Annotated in this window: 14 protein-coding genes; 7 read left to right on the top strand and 7 right to left on the bottom strand. The window is 66.5% G+C overall.

From position 1 onward, the window contains the following. Nucleotides 1-3 precede the first annotated feature (3 nt). Both AC1RRC_RS29160 and AC1RRC_RS29155 read left to right on the top strand, forming a co-directional pair. Nucleotides 4-1,020, top strand: coding sequence for a cytochrome c oxidase subunit II (locus tag AC1RRC_RS29160; RefSeq protein ID WP_493059182.1), 1,017 nt, complete (start codon nt 4-6; stop codon nt 1,018-1,020). After that, nucleotides 1,020-3,581: a cbb3-type cytochrome c oxidase subunit I gene (locus AC1RRC_RS29155; RefSeq protein WP_493059219.1), complete on the top strand. Its 2,562-nt coding sequence runs from the start codon at nt 1,020-1,022 to the stop codon at nt 3,579-3,581. The genes AC1RRC_RS29160 and AC1RRC_RS29155 overlap by 1 nt, the downstream gene beginning before the upstream one ends. Here the strand turns inward: AC1RRC_RS29155 and AC1RRC_RS29150 are convergent. Both AC1RRC_RS29150 and AC1RRC_RS29145 read right to left on the bottom strand, forming a co-directional pair. Continuing rightward, the gene (locus AC1RRC_RS29150; protein ID WP_493059180.1) at nt 3,578-4,321 is read right to left on the bottom strand and encodes a DUF481 domain-containing protein; all 744 of its coding nucleotides are present in this window, start codon (nt 4,319-4,321) and stop codon (nt 3,578-3,580) included. The genes AC1RRC_RS29155 and AC1RRC_RS29150 overlap by 4 nt on opposite strands. Nucleotides 4,322-4,462: 141 nt before the next feature. Next, nucleotides 4,463-5,227, bottom strand: a complete 765-nt coding sequence (locus tag AC1RRC_RS29145) for an SDR family oxidoreductase (RefSeq protein WP_493059179.1) — start codon at nt 5,225-5,227, stop codon at nt 4,463-4,465. A 153-nt stretch (nt 5,228-5,380) separates the two neighbouring features. On the opposite strand from AC1RRC_RS29145, the gene AC1RRC_RS29140 reads away from it, so the two are divergent. Next, on the top strand, nt 5,381-6,313 hold the full coding sequence (locus AC1RRC_RS29140; RefSeq protein ID WP_493059177.1) for a LysR family transcriptional regulator: 933 nt from the start codon (nt 5,381-5,383) through the stop codon (nt 6,311-6,313). A gap of 7 nt (nt 6,314-6,320) precedes the next feature. On the opposite strand, the gene AC1RRC_RS29135 is transcribed toward AC1RRC_RS29140, so the two are convergent. Next, the gene (locus AC1RRC_RS29135; protein WP_493059176.1) at nt 6,321-6,800 is read right to left on the bottom strand and encodes an Lrp/AsnC family transcriptional regulator; all 480 of its coding nucleotides are present in this window, start codon (nt 6,798-6,800) and stop codon (nt 6,321-6,323) included. Here AC1RRC_RS29135 and AC1RRC_RS29130 point away from each other — a divergent pair. Beyond that, nucleotides 6,789-7,208: a hypothetical protein gene (locus AC1RRC_RS29130; protein WP_493059174.1), complete on the top strand. Its 420-nt coding sequence runs from the start codon at nt 6,789-6,791 to the stop codon at nt 7,206-7,208. The two genes, AC1RRC_RS29135 and AC1RRC_RS29130, sit on opposite strands and share 12 nt — an antisense overlap. 17 nt (nt 7,209-7,225) lie before the next feature. Here the strand turns inward: AC1RRC_RS29130 and AC1RRC_RS29125 are convergent, their stop codons facing one another. Together AC1RRC_RS29125 and AC1RRC_RS29120 are read right to left on the bottom strand one after the other, a co-directional pair. Continuing rightward, nucleotides 7,226-8,524, bottom strand: a complete 1,299-nt coding sequence (locus AC1RRC_RS29125; RefSeq protein WP_493059172.1) for an NCS2 family permease — start codon at nt 8,522-8,524, stop codon at nt 7,226-7,228. Between the two features lie 30 nt (nt 8,525-8,554). Beyond that, nucleotides 8,555-10,228, bottom strand: coding sequence for an ABC-F family ATP-binding cassette domain-containing protein (locus tag AC1RRC_RS29120; protein ID WP_493059218.1), 1,674 nt, complete (start codon nt 10,226-10,228; stop codon nt 8,555-8,557). A 396-nt stretch (nt 10,229-10,624) separates the two neighbouring features. On the opposite strand from AC1RRC_RS29120, the gene AC1RRC_RS29115 reads away from it, so the two are divergent. Next, nucleotides 10,625-12,487 (top strand): sensor histidine kinase, encoded by a 1,863-nt coding sequence (locus AC1RRC_RS29115; protein ID WP_493059171.1) that lies wholly within the window; start codon nt 10,625-10,627, stop codon nt 12,485-12,487. A 12-nt stretch (nt 12,488-12,499) separates the two neighbouring features. On the opposite strand, the gene AC1RRC_RS29110 is transcribed toward AC1RRC_RS29115, so the two are convergent. Next, complete coding sequence (locus AC1RRC_RS29110) at nt 12,500-12,862, bottom strand: hypothetical protein (protein WP_493059170.1); 363 nt, start codon at nt 12,860-12,862, stop codon at nt 12,500-12,502. A 40-nt stretch (nt 12,863-12,902) separates the two neighbouring features. Beyond that, nucleotides 12,903-14,057 (bottom strand): hypothetical protein, encoded by a 1,155-nt coding sequence (locus AC1RRC_RS29105; protein ID WP_493059169.1) that lies wholly within the window; start codon nt 14,055-14,057, stop codon nt 12,903-12,905. Between the two features lie 233 nt (nt 14,058-14,290). On the opposite strand from AC1RRC_RS29105, the gene AC1RRC_RS29100 reads away from it, so the two are divergent. Next, nucleotides 14,291-14,641 (top strand): STAS domain-containing protein, encoded by a 351-nt coding sequence (locus tag AC1RRC_RS29100; protein WP_493059167.1) that lies wholly within the window; start codon nt 14,291-14,293, stop codon nt 14,639-14,641. Beyond that, nucleotides 14,638-15,615 (top strand): MBL fold metallo-hydrolase, encoded by a 978-nt coding sequence (locus tag AC1RRC_RS29095; protein ID WP_493059166.1) that lies wholly within the window; start codon nt 14,638-14,640, stop codon nt 15,613-15,615. The genes AC1RRC_RS29100 and AC1RRC_RS29095 overlap by 4 nt, the downstream gene beginning before the upstream one ends. Nucleotides 15,616-15,619 lie beyond the last annotated feature (4 nt).

Genomic DNA, 15,619 nt, shown 5'->3' with positions numbered 1-15,619 from the left:
GCCATGGCCACGCTCTTCGACCCCGCCGGCGCCGATGCCATCGCACTGTCGCGTTTCACGTGGCTGTTGTGCGGCATGGCGGCGCTGGTGTTCGTGCTGGTCATTGCGGTGCTGGGGTGCGCGTTGCGCCGGGGCGGGCGGGCGCTTCGGTGGCGGCGCTGGCTGGCCGTGGCGGTGCTGGCGCCGGGCAGCGCGCTGGCGGGCTTGTTCGGCTATGCCACGTGGGGCGGGGTGCCGTATGACACGGCAGGCGCGGGCGGCCAGTCGGCGGCCATGCCGGCGGGCGCGCTGGTGATCCGCGTGACGGCGCACATGTGGTGGTGGGAAGTGCGCTACCCCGGCCCGGACGGCGGCATCGTGCTGGCCAATGAAGTGCACCTGCCGGCCGGGCGCACCGTGTGGCTGGCGCTGGACAGCGCGGACGTGATCCACACCTTTTGGGCGCCGGCGCTGGCAGGCAAGGTCGATATGTTGCCGGGAAAAGTGCGCCATTTGCCGCTGACCGCCGTGCGGCCCGGCACGTGGCGCGGCCAATGCGCGGAATATTGCGGCTTGCAGCACGCGCGCATGGCGCTGCGGGTGGTGGCGCACGCGGAACCGGACTTCGACAGCTGGCTGGCGCGCCAGGCGCTGCCCGCCGTGGCCGACGGCGGGCGGCATGCGGCGGCCCGGGCGCTGTTTGCCGAACGGTGCGCCGCATGCCATGTGGTGCGCGGCGCGGCAACCGGGACGGCGCCGGATGGGCGGACGGCGCAAATGGCCCGGTTTGGGCTGCCCGGGTCGCCAGGAGGAAGCGGCCTGGCGGGCCGGTTGGGACAGCCCGGGCCGGTCGGCCCCGACCTGACGCACATCGCCAGCCGCAAGACGCTGGGCGCCGGCGCCTTGGCCAACGGCCCGGGCGCGATGGCGGCGTGGCTGGCCGCGCCGCAGCGCCATAAAGCGGGTATCCGCATGCCGGACCCGCAACTGGCGGCCAGTGATGTCCAGGCGCTGGCCGCGTGGCTGGAGACCTTGCGGTGATGGCCGGGAATGACGGCCTGCCCAGCGGCGCTCCGCGTCCGCCGGACGAACTGGCGCGGCTGGAACGGGCCTGGCGGACGCCGCGCGGCTGGCGCTTTATCTCATCGGTCAACAACACCAACATCGGCCGCCTGTATATCGCGACGGCGCTGCTGTTCCTGATCCTGGCCGGGGTGCTGGCGCTGCTGATGCGGCTGCAGCTGGCGGCGCCCGGCAATACCCTGCTGGGACCGGGTACATACAACCAGGTGTTCACCATGCACGGCACCGTGATGATGTTCCTGTTCGCGATCCCGGTGGTGGAAGCGTTTGCCGTCTACCTGCTGCCCAATATGCTGGGCGCGCGGGATTTGCCCTTTCCGCGCCTGTCCGCGTATGCCTACTGGGCTTATGCGATCGGCGGCATCGCGTTCTTTTGCACGCTGTTTGCGGGCCTGGCGCCCGATGGCGGATGGTTCATGTATCCGCCGCTGACCGGCAAGGCGTATTCGCCCGGCCTGGGCGCGGACTTCTGGCTGCTGGGCATCGGTTTCATTGAAATTTCCGCGATCGCCGGCGCCATCGAGCTGGTGGTCGGCATTGCATTGACCCGCGCGCCCGGCATGACGCTGTCGCGCATGCCGGTGTATGCGTGGGCCATGCTGGTGGTGGGCGTCATGATTGTGTTTGCTTTTCCCGCCGTGATTGCCGGCACGGCGCTGCTGGAACTGGAGCGGGCCTGGGACTGGCCGTTTTTTATCGCCGAGCGGGGCGGCGACCCGCTGCTGTGGCAGCACCTGTTCTGGTTTTTCGGGCACCCCGAGGTCTACATCATTTTCCTGCCGGCGGCCGGCATGGTCTCGACCATGCTGCCCGCGTTGACGGGCGTGCGGCTGCCGGGCCGGCGCGCCGTCATTGCCTCGCTGGTGGCCACGGGCGGCGTCAGCTTTGCGTTGTGGGCGCACCATATGTTCGCCGCCGGGCTGGGACCATCGATGGCGGTGCTGGTGTCGGCCGCCAGCATGGTGGTGGCGCTGCCGGCGTCGGTGCAGGTGTGCGCGTGGATTGCCGCGCTGTGGCAGGGGACGCCGCGCTGGAGCGCGCCGCTGCTGTTCGTCGCCGGCTTCCTTTGCCTGTTTACCCTGGGCGGATTGACGGGCGTGATGGTGGCGGCGCTGCCGTTTGACTGGCAGGCGCACGACACTTATTTCATCGTGGCGCACCTGCACTATGTCCTGATCGGCGGCATGCTGTTCCCTGTGTTCGCCGCCATGTATTTCTGGTTTCCCTTGCTGCACGGGCACTGCCTGCCGGAGTGGTCCGCGCGCTGGATCTTTGGCCTGATGTTCGGCGGTGTTAACCTGGCGTTCTTCCCCATGCATATCGCGGGCTTGCTGGGCATGCCGCGCCGTATCTATACCTATGACGGGAACCTGGGCTGGAATGGCTACAACCTGGCATCGACCATCGGCGCGTTCGTGTTTGCCGCCGGCGTGCTGTGGTTCGCGCTGGACGTGGCGCGCACGCTCTGCCGGCCGGGCCGCCCGAAAGGCAATCCGTGGCGCGCCGCCACGCTGGAATGGCTGCCGGCGGAGGATTATGGCACCCGCAGCATCCCGCAAGTCCATGGCGAAGAACCGCTGTGGGAACAGCCTTCGCTGGCGGATGAAGTGGTGCGGGGGCGCCATTGGCTGCCCGGTACGGCCACCGGGCGGCGCGAAACCATCGTCGCCACCTGGCGCGGCGCGCAGCCGTGGTATCTGCTGATCCTGCCCGGGGACAGCTGGTGGCCGCCGCTTGCGGCATTGGGGACCGCCGGGTTTTTCCTGCTGTTGACGGTGCAGCAGGCGCTGGCCGCGTGGCTGTGCGGGGTGGCGGCGGTCGGCGCGGTGCTGGCGTGGCTGTGGCAGCTGGACCGGCCGCCGCGCGTGCCGGCCGCGCTGGTGGCCGATGCGGTGACGCTGCCGGTGGGCGGCGCCAGTACGCCGGCGGGGCGGCGCGCCTGGCATGCGTGGTGGGCCATGGTGATCTTGCTGGTGGTCGATGGCGCGATTTTCGCGTCGTTCGTGTATGCCTACCTGCATGTCGGCATGCTGCTGGACGTGTGTCCGCCGCCCGGCGCCGCGCTGCCGCCGGCCGCCCGGCGCTGGCTATGCTGCGCCTTGCTGGCGGCCGGATCGGCGGCCATGCTGGTGGCGTGCCGGCGCCGGTGCGTGACGGGGGACAATGGCGGAGATGGCGCGGCGGCGGGGGCGGATGCCGCATTCGGGCCGCGCGCGCCATTGGTGCTCTGGATAGCGGTGGCGTCGCTGTGTTCCGTGGCGGGGCTGGCGGCGGGACTGTCCGGGCTGGAGTGGGCGCCGGTGCGCTCCGCATGGCATGCGGCGCTGGCGGTGCTGGCCGCCTATTGCGGCTTGCACGCCGCGCTATTGCCGCTGCTGGCGTGCTACCTGTGGGCGCGCGCCGCGACCGGCTTGCTGACCCCGCACAGCCGCGCGTCGCTCGACTGTTGCGCGCTGTTCTGGCATGCCACCAGCGCGCAGGGGATCGGCCTGATGGTGTTGCTGTCGCTGCGGCTCTAGAACGAGTAAACCAGGGTCAGCGAAGTTTGCGTATCCGTGCTTTTCTTGTCTTCCGGCGCATTGGTGTCATTGCGGGCGCTGAAGGCGGCTTTCATTTGCATGGTGCCGTTGATCTTCGTGCTGAGCGCGGTCTCGGCCTGCGAATGCAGGTTCGACGTGCCTTTTTCCATGCTGATGGTTTGCGTGAACAGGGCGGTCGGGCTGACTTGCCAGCGGTAAGACGCGGCGCCACGCACGGTCATGCCGTTTTCCGTTTCGCCGGTGGCGTTCTTGCCAATGAAATAGCCGGGGCCCAGTTCGACGTCCAGGGTCTTGTCGCGGGAACGGAACCAGCGCGTGCTGTAACCGACCGATAAGGAACTGTAGCGGGCGTACGCGCCAAACTGGTCGTTCACATGCGAACCCAGCACAAACAATTTCTTGTTGTGGTCTTCCAGGTGGTACGCGGCCTTGGCCGAGGCGGCAAAGCGTTCGGCCGAACGGGTGCGGTGTTTTTCACCGAGGTCGTCCACCGTGCGGTCTTCCTTGAAGAAGCCGGAAAACATGTACTGGTTGCTCCAGTCTTCCAGTTCCTGGCGGGCATCGATCTTGCCCGTGATGGAGGTGCCGGACGTGTTGCCGGTGGTGGTGATGGCGCCCAGTTCGGCGGCGGTGGACCAGGTGCGGTCCGGATTGTCGTCGGCGCAGGCGGCGCCTTGCGCGGCGGCCAGCGCCAGCGCGATCAGGAATTTGGTTTTCATCGGCGATGGGCCGGTGCAGCGGGGCCCGGCCGGTAGCGGTAACTGAGGGAAACGCATTGTACCTGATGGGTTCGCCTGCCGCTGCGGGCGTTACAACCTGTAACCAGTGGTGACAGGCTGTAATCCGCCGCCCGCCAGCCGTTACGCGGCAAAGCCGCCATCGATATTCAGGCTGGCGCCGGTGACAAAGGCCGCTTCCGGGCTGGCCAGGTACGCCACCATGCCGGCGATTTCCGCCGCCGTGCCGTGGCGGGCGATGGCCATCAGGCCGTGCAGGTGGGTGGCGAAATCGCCGCTGCCCGGGTTCATTTCCGTGTCGACCGGGCCCGGTTGCACGTTATTGATGGTGATGCCGCGCGGACCGAGGTCGCGGGCAAAGCCTTGCACCAGGCCCAGCAGGGCGGACTTGCTCATCGCGTAGGCGCCGCCGCCGGCGAACGGCATGCGGTGCGCATTGGTGCTGCCGATATTGATGATCCGTCCGCCGGCGCCCATGAACGGCAGCGCGGCCTGGATCGCGATGAACACGGCGCGCACATTGACGGCCCAGGTCTGGTCGAAGTCCGCCAGCGCGAAGGTGGCGACGTCGCCCAGGCGCAGCACGCCGGCATTGTTGACGAGCATGTCGATCTTGCCGAACGCGCGGCCGGCGTGTTCGACGGCGGCGCGCAGCGCTTCGGCGTCGGCGGCATCGGCGCGGATCGGCAGGGCGCGCCCGCCTTGCGCTTCGATTTCGGCGGCCAGCGCGTTGGCTGCGGCGTCGGCCTGCTGGTACGTAAAGGCCACGGTGGCGCCGTCGCGGGCCAGGCGGCGCACGATGCCGGCGCCGATGCCGCGCGAACCGCCGGTGACGAAAGCGACTTTGCCGGCAAACGGGGTGGCGGTGGTGTTGGTGACGGTGGTCATGCTGTTCTCCTTGGGTGGGGTGGGTTGATGGAGTCCAGTATGGTCCGCCGATTCATGTCTCGGTAGCTAGTAATCGGTCAATGCAATTTCAACCGTTGGTATAAGATGAGGACAAGATCCGCACCAAATCAACCTTTTGCAATTAACGAAGATATGGAACCGCTGAATTACCTTGCCTCGTTCATCCAGTCGGCGGACACCGGCAGCTTTTCCGCGGCGGCGCGCCGCCTGGGCCTGACACCGGCCGCCGTCAGCAAGAATGTCGCGCGGCTGGAAACATCGCTGGGGGTACGGCTGTTCCAGCGCAGTACCCGCAGCCTGACCTTGACGTCCGGCGGCGAACGGTTCTTACAGCAGGTGGGCGGCCCGTTTGCCGGGGTGCTGGAAGCCATCGGCGCTGTGCCGCAAGATGACGGGCAGCCGTCGGGCGTGCTGAAAGTCGGCGTGGCGCCTGCTTTCGGACGCGAATACCTGTTGCCGCTGCTCGACGGGTTCCTGGCCCGTTACCCGGCGGTCTTGCCGGAGTGGCACTTTGACAACCGCGCGGTGGACTTGATCGGCGACGGCTTTGACGTGGCCGTGGGCGGCGGCATTCCGCTGTCGCAGGGCGTGATTGCCCGCGAATTGCTGCACACCGACGTGGTGGTGGTGGCGTCACCGGCGTATATGCGGGGGAGGGAGCCACCTCGCCACCCGTCCGAACTGGCGCAAATGGACGGCATCGTGCGGCGCTCGGTGTCCACGGGGCGCGCCAAGGCGTGGACCTTGCGCCATCCGGATGGCGATGAAGGCTTGGCCGTGCTGCGTCCGCGCGTGATTTTTGACGATCCGGACGCCATGGCCCATGCGGCGTTGCGCGGCCATGGGGTGGCGGTGCTGCCGATGGCGCACGCGGCGCCGTGGCTCAAGCAGGGCAAGCTGGTGCGTTTGTTGCCCGGCTGGCGCGGCGATGCGGGGCCGGTGTCGATTTATTACCCCAGCAAAAAGCTGTTGCCCGCGAAAACGCGGGCGTTCGTTGACCACGTGACGGCGCATTTCCGCCAGCCGGAGGTGGCGGCGTGGTTTGACAGTACGCGCTACCCCTGAAAATCGCTTACGGCTCGACCGAATGCGAGCGCTTCATGCAGCGCAGCACAAAGGTCGAGCGGCTGTGGCGCAGGCCGGGCAATTTATACAGTTTGCGGCGCAGGAACTCCTCATAGCCCGCGGTGCCGGCCACCGCCACCTTGATCAGGTAGTCGTATTCGCCGGTCAGCAAATACGCTTCCATCACTTCCGGCAACAGCGCCAGCGCTTCGCCAAACTTTTCCAGCATGTCGTCGTCGTGCCGCTCCAGGGTGACTTCGATCAGGACCGTGTCCGGCAAGCCCAGCGCTTTCTGGTTCAGCAGCGCGGTATACCCCTCGATGACGCCGGATTCCTCCAGCGCCTTAACCCGGTTCCAGCATGGCGTGGTGGACAGGCCGACCTGTTCCGCCAGCTTGGTGTTCGACAGCCGCCCGTCGCGCCGCAGCGCGCGCAAGATGCGGCGGTCGGTTTCATCGAGATGGCTGGGATAAGAATGATCATCCATAATTTACTTAAAATGAAGATGAATATTCTCTATTCTAATGGAAACTCGATAGTCTTTGGATGCCTATTCCCCGGCGGCGAACGCATACTGTTAGTCATCAACACGCCGACCGGGACCATCACCATGTGCCATCAAAAAACCCTGCGCTTCGCCATCGAGGCCGATTGCGCTCTGTCCACCCTTGAAAACGCCCTGGCCATCATTCGCCGCACCGGCCTTACCCTCGACGGGATGCGGATTGCGCCGGGCGCGGACGGGATGGATGTGTGGGTGCGGCTGGCGGCACAGGAAGAAGACGCGCTGACCCTGTGCCGTATGCGCTTGCATAACGTGGTGGGCGTGCTGCCGATCCGGGAATTTCCCCGTCCTGTCATGATGGACCTGGAGGCGGCCGCGCAGGCCGCCTAGCCCGGGCGTGTGCCGGTTCAGCCCGGCAAATACGCGTACTTGAACGCGAACACGATGGCGATCACCCACACCACGGGTTTGACTTCCCGGGCGCGCCCGGTCGCCAGTTTCAGCACCGCGTAGGTGATGAAGCCGAACGCGATGCCGTGCGCGATCGAGTAGGTAAACGGGATCAGCATGGCGGTGATGGCGGCGGGGATGCTTTCTGTGGTTTCCCCCCATTCGAGGTCCGCCAGGTCGCGCAGCATCAGGCACGACACGAACAGCAGCGCCGGCGCCGTCGCATAGGCCGGCACCACCCCGGCCAGCGGTGAAATGAACAGGCAGGCCAGGAACAATATCGCCACCGTCAGCGCGGTCAGCCCGGTGCGTCCGCCGGCCTGCACCCCGGCCGCGCTTTCCACATAGGCGGTGGTGCTGGACGTGCCCAGCAGCGAACCGGCGACAATCGCGCCGGAATCGGCCAGCAGCGCCTTGTTCAGCCGTTCCATCTTGCCCGGCACCAGCAAGCCCGCGCGGTTGGCCACGCCCATCAGGGTGCCGGTGGCGTCAAACAGTTCGACCAGGAAGAACACCAGCACCACGTTGACGATGCCGACCGACAGCGCGCCGCCGATATCGAGTTTCAGGAAGGTCGGGTCGAGCGAGGGCGGCGCGGAAAACAGGCCGTTGAACTGGTTGCCGCCAAACGCAAAGCTGAGCAGGGTGACCGCCACGATGCCGATCAGGATCGCGCCTTTGACCTTCAGGCGGTCCAGCGCGACGATCAGCATGAAGCCGAAAATCGCCATCAGCGCCGGCGGTTTATGCAAGTCGCCAGCGGCGATCATGGTGGCGGGATTGGCCGTCACGATGCCGGCGCTCTTGAGTGCGATCAACCCCAGGAACAGGCCCAGGCCGACCGTGATGGCGGTGCGCAGCGAATGGGGAATGCCGTTGACGATCATGCCCCGCAAGCCCAGCAGGCTGACAATGATGAACAGGCAGCCGGAAATAAACACGGCGCCCAGCGCGGATTGCCACGGCACCCCCATGCCCAGCACCACCGCATAGGCGAAATACGCGTTCAGGCCCATGCCGGGCGCCATGCCGATCGGGTAATTCGCGTACAGCGCCATGATGGTGGTGCCCAGCGCGGCGGCCAGGCAGGTGGCGACAAACACGGCTTCCTTCGGCACGCCGGCGTCGCCTAGGATGGCCGGGTTGACGAAGATGATGTACGCCATGGTGAGGAAGGTGGTGATGCCGGCCACGATTTCCGTGCGGACGTCGGTGCCGTTTTCCTTCAGTTTGAACAGATTCTCCGTGATGGACATGGTTCCCCCGAGGTTTTTCTTGTCAGCATATCACTTCGCGGCCAGCCGCCACACGCCGTTTTGTATCGACAGGGTATGCGTAATCGAGAGCTGGTGCAGGAATCGCGCATCGTGCGACACCACCGCCAGCGCGCCGGGCCAGGCGGCCAGCGCCTGTTCCAGTGCTTCAACCGACGCCAGGTCGAGGTGGTTGGTCGGTTCATCGAGCAACAGCAGGCGGGCCGGTTCGCGCCGCCACAGGGCGCACGCCAGCGCGGCCTTCAGCCGCTCGCCGCCGGACAGGCTGGCGGCCGGCGTGCCCACCTGCGCCGCGCCCAGCCCCAGTAGCGCGAGCCGGCTGCGCAATTCGCCCTCGGCCAGCGGCGTCTCCAGTTCCCGCAAGCGTTGCAGCACGGTCAGGTGCGGCGGCAGCAGCGCCTCCGCCTGCTGGTCCAGCCATGCAAACGGTACGCATGTGCGGCAGGCGCCCGCCGCCGGGGCCACCTGTCCGGCCAGCATCCGCAATAAGGTGGTCTTGCCGCAGCCATTGGGACCGGTGACGGCTATGCGCTGCGGGCCGCCCCAGGTCATCGTGGCATCGGGCCGATCAATGCGCCGCTGGCCGGGCTGCTGGCCGGGCCGGTGATTGGGCCGCTGATCGGGCCGCTCGTCGGCCAGCGCGGGCCAGGGCGCGACCGCGCGCTCGAACACCGCCACCTGTTTGCCGGACGGGACGGCGGAGGCGGGCAGCACCAGCGCCCTGGCGGCCGGGGCGTGGACCCGGGCCGCCGCGGCGCGCACGCTGTCGTCGAGCGCGGTGCGCGCTGCCGCATCGCGCACCGCGTCGCGGCCACTGGACTCTTGCGCGCGGCGCTGCAACTGGCCTTTCAATATGGGCGCGATATTCGATTCTTGCCCGGCGCGCCGGTTGCGCGCGGTCCGTGCCTGGCGGCGGTCGTGCTGGTCGCGCAACTCGCGCAGGCCGCGTTCGCGCGTGGTGCGGGCGTGGTCGAGCGCCGCCTGCGCGGCGGCCTGGCCCGCATCGCGCATCGCCGCGTAATGGGTGTAATTGCCGGCATGAACCACCAGCGTTCCCGCTTCCAGCGCGGCGATCGCCTCCATCCGGTCCAGCAAATCACGGTCATGGCTGATGACGAGGGCGCCGCCGCGCCAGGCGGCGAGTTGGCGCCGCAGCCAGCCGCGCCCGGCGTCATCGAGGTGGTTGCTCGGCTCGTCAAGCACCAGCCACGGCGCGCCGGACAGAAAGGCCCCAGCCAGCGCCACCCGCATCAACTGGCCGCCGCTCAGCGCTTCGGCCGGATGGTCCAAGGCATAGCCCGGCATGCCGGCCTCGGCCAATGCGTCGCGCAATGCGTCGGCAACATGCCAGCGGCCGTCGAGCAGGTCGAAATCGCTGTCGCCGGCATCGCCGCTGGCGACCCGCGCCAGCGCCCTGGCCAGCGGCGCCAACCCGGCCACGCCGGCCACGGTGGCGCCGGGCAGGGGGCGGATTTCCTGCGGCGTCCAGGCGCACCGGCCCGGCCGCAGCACGGCGCCGGCGGATGGCGGCAGCAAGCCGGCCAGCAGGCGGCCCAGCATGCTTTTACCGGCGCCGTTCGGGCCGACGACGCCGGTTTTGACGGCGGAGAATACCGCATCGAGGCCGCTGAACAGCGGGCGGCCGGACGGCAGCACACAGGCAACCGCGCGCAAGGTCAGCGGCATGCCGGACGTATTGCCGTCGGTAATAACAAGGGAAGCCGCGCCAGCGGCGGGCAGCAAGGAATCTCGCACAAGTCAGCTCCGGAATTCGGTGGGCGGGCACAGCGCACGGCTGTGGACACGATCGAATCGGCTTACTTGGTCATCGGCGAAGACTCCGTTGGAGAAAGAGGTGAAAAAGTGAAAAACGCCGCCAGTTGATCAGGCGGCGTGCGCAGTATAACGAAAGTCCAGGGCAATTGCAGCGCTTTCGCCACGTCCGGCCACGGCACGTACTTGGCGTTCCGCGGGCCTGACGCGCAGCCGATGTGGCCGCGCCGCAGAACCTTTCACGCCACGCCGATCTTGCATTGCCGGCAACAAGCGGTAAAATGGGCCTTCCGCATCCATCCCTCGGCGATGAAACTACGTACACATTACTGGTTGCTGGCGTTCTGTATCGTGTTTCCGATCGCCGTGTTTTTCAGCATCGCCCTGGATATGCTGCTGACCGCGCAGCGCGAAGTGGCGATGCGACACATCGAGGAAAGCGCGCGCTCGGCGCGCCAGGAACTCGATGCGGAAATCCGCCGCGCGCAGTCGGTGCTGCGCGCGCTGGCTTATTCGCAGGCGCTCGACAGCGCCGACTATGCGCGCTTTTACCGTGAAGCGCTGGCCGCCAACGCGGGCCAGGGCGCCTGGATGATCCTGTACGACGAGGAAGGCCAGCAACTGCTCAACACCCGGCTGGCCCATGGCGACGTCTTGCCGAAGCGGCCCGATGTGAATGTCTTGAAAGGGATGCTGGCGACCGACAAGGGCCTGGTGTCCAGCGTCAAGTGGGGCCCGGCGCTGAAACAGCATTTCGTGACGGTGGAACAGCCGGTGACCACGGCGTCGGGCCGGCGCCACGTGTTGTCGCAGGCGTTCACGCCTTCGTACTTTACCCGCACCTATGTCGGCCGGGTGATCCCGGATTCATGGTCGGTGTGGGTGATCGATGGCAAAGGCACGATGATTTCGCGGCGCGACCTGGGCGAAGCGAAAACCGGCAATCCGGTGCCGTCCGACGTCCTGATGGCGATCCGCGCCGCGCCATCGGGCACCCTGCGCCATACCACGGTGGAAGGCACGGACATCCACGGCTACTTTGTGCATTCTGCGTTGTCGGACTGGTCCGTCGTGGTGGGCGCGCCGGTGTCGGAAGTCAATGACGCCGTGCTGCGCGGCATGTCAGTCGCGGTGGCGGGCTTCCTGCTGGCGATTGCCGCCGCCGTGGGGCTCGGCGTGCACACCGGCAAGCGGCTGGTGCGTTTCGTGTCGAACGCGTCGCGGGCGGCGCGGGCGCTGGGCGGCGAATCGGCGGTGACGGTGCTGCGCAAGTCGAACATCGGTGAGATGGAAGCGCTCAATGACGCCATCCGTGAAGCCGATGCGCGCTTGCGGCGGGAAATGGAGTCGCGCGCCCAGGCCGAGCGCGAACGCAATACATTGCTGGACCGGGAGCGTTCCGCGCGCACCCACGCGGAAGAACAAAATGCGGCCAAGGATGAATTCCTTGCCATGCTGGGCCACGAACTGCGCAACCCGCTGGGCGCCATCACCAGCGCGGTGGCGGTGCTGGACCACGCGTGCATGCCAGGCATGCCGGCCGAAGCGTCGGACCGCGCGCGCGACGTGCTGCGCCGCCAGTCCGCGCATTTGCGTTCGCTGGTCGATGATTTGCTGGAAGTGAACCGCGCGCTGATGGGCAAGCTGGCGCTGAACCGCCAGCGCATGGACCTGGGCGAAGCCGTGCGCAGTTGCGTGGAAATGGCGCAATCGAGCGGCAAGCTGAAAACCCACACGATCGATACCGAACTGTCCCCGGCGCCGGTGCTGGCGGACGGCACCCGGCTGGCGCAAGTCATCGACAACATCCTCGACAACGCCGTCAAATACAGCCCGCCCGGCACCCGCATCGCGATCTCGGTGCGGCAGGAAGGCGACGAGGCGGTGATGTCGGTGCACGATGAAGGAGTCGGCATCACCCCGGACTTGCTGCCGCACGTGTTCAAGGTCTTCGTGCAGGGTAAGCAGACCTTGCAGCGGGTGCAGGGCGGCCTGGGAATCGGCCTGACCCTGGTGCGGCGGCTGGTGGAAATGCATGGCGGCGTGATTGCCGTCATGAGCGACGGCGCCGACCAGGGCGCCACGGTCACGGTGCGCCTGCCGCTGGCGGACACGCCGCAAAAGGCGCTGCCGGTGATGGCGGGCGACGATGCGGGGGCGTGGTGGCGGTAGGGCGCTTGGCGGTTATTGATAAGAAATCTGCGGGGTGTAACCATGCAGATATTGCGTCAGCGGATGGACCCGCTGGCGCGATATCTTGGTGCATTTGGCGGTGATTTCCGCCACGGTGTCTTCAAACGACAGCACATAACCGCCATTGACGTAGATGTCGATATTCTGGCGCGCGCCCCCGTAAGTAATACCGATATAAGTAATGTCGTCATGCTGGTTGGGACCGGTCGTCGCCACATGGATATGCGGGTATTCGACGGCGACATCGCGCCGGATGTCGGTGTCCTGGTCATCCAGGTCGTCGTCGCAGCGGATATAAAAATTGGTGGCGTTGCCACGTAACATACTTGCACCGAGCTGGCGAACTTTTGGCATGCTTTTTCTCCTTCACGAAATAAGAAATACTGCTTGACCGTCACAACCTGAATAGCTGGCTGAATATCCGCGCCGCCATCAACCCCACCGGCGTATGCTGTTCGCCCGGGGTCATCAGCCGCGCCAGAATTTGCATGGCTTCCTCTTTGCTTTCCGAACCGGCCAGCCGCGCTTCGAGCAAGCGCAATTCACTGCCGATGGCTTCCCACGCGTGCTCATCGTCCGGGAACGCGTGGCGGATCACCGGGCGTTCCGGCTGGCGCAGCGGCGCCGGCGTGTAGTTGGCGGTACGTGGCGGCGGCGCGTCCAGCGCATCGCGCGGCGGCATCACGGCCTGCGGCCCTGGCGCGGCGTTGGGCAGCGCCAGGCGGCCGGCCAGCGCGTGCAGCCGGTAGCCATTGTCGACGCGGCGGTAAAAGCCCGCCGGGTCGGTGACCCGCGCCATCACGCCGCGCAGGGTAAACAGCGCGGAAGGGGTACTGCCGGCCGCGTCGGCGGCTTGTGCAAAAGCGTCCGCATCGGCGCCCAGCTCATTCAATTCGTGGCGCGCCGCCAGCAGGGCGGCGGATGGCTGCTGGCGTCCGATGTTATAGCCGATCAGTTCGGCCAGATGGACGTCCGCGTGCCGGGCCAGGGCCAGTTCAATGGCCGCGCCGCGCCGCAAGGTGGCATCGTCGGCGTGCCGCGCCAGTGCCTGCTCGATGGCCGCGCCATCCTGCGGCGCCTGCGGCAGCGCGCCATGGGCTTCCAGCAGCGCCAGGTAGCGCAGGTACTGGTTGTGGCCGGGGATGCCATGGCCCGTGTAATCGAGATAGCTGGCCACCATCGGCTGGAAATCCTCATCGTCCCAGCGTTGCAACACCCCGTACAGCGAGGCGCCCGCCGCCAGCCGGGCCGGTGCGGCGCTGGTGAGAAATTGCCGCATTTGCGCGAGATTGGCGAAGTGGCGGCGTGGCGCGCCGTCGGCGCGCTGGTGCTGGTAACCGTGGTGGGCGGCGAGCGCCTGTTCCGCCTGCTGGCCCAGCCAGTCGCCCAGCAAATCGTAATGCGGCGGCAAGCCGTCCGGCAGGGCGCTGGCCAGGTCCAGTTGCAGGCGCAAATACTGTTCAGCATCGTCCGGCCACGCGAGGTGGTCCGACAGTGTGGCGAAAATGCGGCACGTGGTGTCTTGTGCCGGTGCGGCGGAAGGCAACATTGGGTCTCCTCTCCCTATAGTTTTTTCCAGTATGCAATTTCGGCAATCAACTGCGTAGCAGAGTGTGGCGCGTTATGCTGTAAGACTACGCCGACAGTAGTTAAAAATCATGTAAAAAGGTTATTCACTGATGCGGCGGTGGTACACTGTCATGATCGCAGTCAATATTCGTATATCTAGTTCAAGTACTGCGAATTCATGCAGCACATACGACCAACGTTTCAGGTGTCATTATGGATCTTCAGCCACTCGCCGTGCCCGGCGCCACCGTCCTGTGTCCCGAGGGACGGATTGACCACACCCACGCGGATTCCTTCAAGACCGCGCTCGATGCGCACCTGGGCGCCTGTACCGCTGGTGGTCCGCTGCTGGTGCTGGACTTTGCCCAGGTCAGTTACATTTCCAGCATCGGCCTGCGGGCGCTGATGCTGGCGATCAAGCAGGTCAAGGCGCAGGGCGGACGGATGGTGCTGGCAGGCTTGTCGCCACTGGTGCTGGAAGTGTTCAAGATCAGCCGGTTCGACATGCTGTTCCAGATCTTTGCCGACCGTGAAGCGGCGCTGGCTGGGCTGGCGGCCGCATGAAAGCCATCATTTGGGGCGCGCGCGGTTCGCTGCCGGTGGCGCTGACCCACAAGCAGATCCGCGCCAAGCTGGTGGCGGCGCTGGAGGGCGCCATTGGCCGCGACCTCGACAGCAGCGACAAGATCGCGCACTACGTCGACAACGAGCTGGGCTTCGATGTGCGCGGCACCTTTGGCGGCCACTCCAGCTGCGTGGAAGTCCAGGCCTGGGACCAGGCCACCACCACCGAACACGTGATCCTCGACATGGGCAGCGGCCTGCGTCCGCTGGGCGGCGCGAAAATGGCGCGCTATGGTCCGGCCAAGCCGCAGACGTACCACATCTTCATGTCGCACCTGCACTGGGACCACATCATGGGGTTCCCGTTCTTCACGCCGGCCTACATCCCCGGCAACCGCATCATTATCTATGGTTGCCACGAACAGCTGGAAACCGCGTTCCGCCGCCAGCAAGAGCCCATCAGCTTTCCGGTCTCGTTCGACCAGCTGGGCGCGACCATCGAATTCCGCCACATGACGCCGGGCCAGCCGATCGAGATCAATGGCTTGAAAGTCACGGCCAAGCTGCAGCTGCATGCGGGCGATTCATATGGCTACCGCCTGGAACATGGCGGCCAGACCCTGATTTACAGCACCGATTCCGAACACAAGCTTGACAATGAAGCGGAGCGCCAGGCGTTCGTCGATTTTTTCCACGAAGCGGACCTGGTGATCTTCGACGCCATGTATTCGCTGGCCGACGCGATTTCCGTCAAGGCCGACTGGGGCCACTCCAGCAACGTGGTCGGCGTGGAACTGTGCCAGCTGGCCCGGGCGCGCCGCCTGTGCCTGTTCCACCACGAACCGATCTACGATGACGCGCAAATTGCCCGCGTGCTGGCGGAAACCCGCCGCTATGCGGAAATCACCGGCGAAGCGCCGCTCGAGGTGGTGGCCGCCTATGACGGCATGGAAGTCGACCTGACGGCGCCATGAGGAC

The sequence above is a fragment of the Pseudoduganella sp. GW821-FHT12E03 genome (assembly GCF_058807115.1).
Note: the sequence above shows the minus strand (reverse complement) of the source record. Positions and strands in the feature narration are given on the sequence as shown.